This window comes from Xenorhabdus hominickii, assembly GCF_002632725.1.
Taxonomy (GTDB): domain Bacteria; phylum Pseudomonadota; class Gammaproteobacteria; order Enterobacterales; family Enterobacteriaceae; genus Xenorhabdus; species Xenorhabdus hominickii.
The window spans coordinates 1-1,557 of sequence record NZ_NJAI01000039.1; the positions used below are offsets into that span (position 1 = coordinate 1).

At 45.5% G+C, this 1,557-nt stretch carries 3 protein-coding genes; all 3 read left to right on the plus strand.

Annotated features, from left to right (window positions below; translation table 11 throughout):
• The first annotated feature begins 206 nt into the window (after nt 1-206).
• Genes Xhom_RS24825 through lysC form a run of 3 tightly spaced genes read left to right on the plus strand, consistent with a single transcriptional unit; the run spans nt 207 to nt 1,430 of the window.
• Nucleotides 207-896: a Rha family transcriptional regulator gene (locus Xhom_RS24825; protein ID WP_069314964.1), complete on the plus strand. Its 690-nt coding sequence runs from the start codon at nt 207-209 to the stop codon at nt 894-896.
• A 2-nt stretch (nt 897-898) separates the two neighbouring features.
• The gene (locus Xhom_RS24830; RefSeq protein WP_069314965.1) at nt 899-1,279 is read left to right on the plus strand and encodes a hypothetical protein; all 381 of its coding nucleotides are present in this window, start codon (nt 899-901) and stop codon (nt 1,277-1,279) included.
• Entirely contained in the window at nt 1,242-1,430 is a 189-nt protein-coding gene (gene lysC, locus Xhom_RS24835; protein WP_244590826.1) for an Rz1-like lysis system protein LysC, read from the plus strand. Before Xhom_RS24830 ends, lysC begins: the two co-directional genes overlap by 38 nt.
• Nucleotides 1,431-1,557: the final 127 nt, after the last annotated feature.

Genomic DNA, 1,557 nt, shown 5'->3' on the forward strand with positions numbered 1-1,557 from the left:
CTGATGAAGTGCTTGAAAAAGCCTTCAATTTACTCTGAATCCTGAGCCTCGCATTCGCGGGGCTTCTTTTTATCTGCGTACTGACGTGCGCCAAATCCAGCCAAGAACATATAGAAATAGAACCTGAGAAGTATCGCTATAGGTGGCGACCTCTTGGGGCGATATTTCTACGTCAGCAGGCTCTTATTTCTATAGGAATACGCAAGATGAGACTTTTAGTTAAAAAATCCAACGGCCAGCCTGTAGTCACAACAGATGTTATCGCTAATGAGTTTGGTAGAGATCATAAAAACGTCTTACAGAGCGTGAGGGGATTGATAGAAAGCCGTCATTTAGGAGAGCTTGATTTCAAGCCCTCCTCATATATCAGCAAACAAAACAAAGAATTACCCTGCTATGAGTTAACTGAACGTGGCTTCTTGATTGCTATGCCGTTCATTGGCGGCGAAAAAGCCCGTGATGGACAAGTGCGCTTGGTTGACAGCTTCATTAAGTTTCGTGAAAAGGCAGCAAAAGAATCTCAAATTCAACTGGAACGGGAAAGAGCCAGAGTCGAATATCGGCCTATGACCGACGCTATCAAAAATAGCCGGAAACAGGACGGGAAAGAAACGGAGCATTTTCATTACAGTAATGAAGCTGATCTGATTAATGACACCGTGCTTGGCATGAAATCAGCCAAATTTAAGAAGACCAATGACATTGGTAAAAGCGAAGCAATCAGGGATTACCTGACTGAGTGGCAGATTAAAGCCATTACCGAATTACAGCGGGCAAATACCGTTCTTATTTCAATGGGGTGGGATCGTGAACAAAGAAAACAGGCGTTAAAAGGCATTTTTGATAAAAACTATCGCAACCCCCTGATAGAAGAGCAAACAAGGTTAAATTCATAGCGATGAAACTCAACAGCCAGTACTTCACCCTCGGTGCTTTGGTGATTGTCTCTGGCTTGCTGTGGTTCTACTACAGCAAGTATCACCAAAAGGACAAGGATTATAACGAGCTGGACACGAAGTATCAGCATCAACAAGTCATGACCGCCAATACCTTTCAGACTGTCAGGATATTCAATGATATCTCACGCATTAATAGCGAAAGCCGGAACCGGTCAGCCGTGGATTCTGAGCAGACTAAAACAGCCATCAAAGATGCGGTGGTCAATCATGATTGTGCCCATCGCACTGTGCCTGATGGGGCTGTTATCCGGTTGCAGCAACACACGAACCGAATACGTTCAGGTGCCACCGATACCCATTCCGGCACATCTGCTCGCTGATTGTCTGCCTCCGGTCATACCCGACAAAATGACATGGAGTGACAGTCTCATTCTGAATGAGCAGTTACTGACGGTCATTGAGCAGTGCAATCTGGATAAGCAGGCGATACGGGAAATAGAAGAGAGCGCCTTGCCACCTCAGAGCCAATAATACTGGTGGCAGGAGTATGTTAGGGGCCGTGTGGGTGAGTCATGAGAGGACGGCAGGAATGAACCGTCCTACTCGGTTTTATAGTATGTTCAATTTGGCTAATTTGCCGGTGGAATATAAGGGGGAA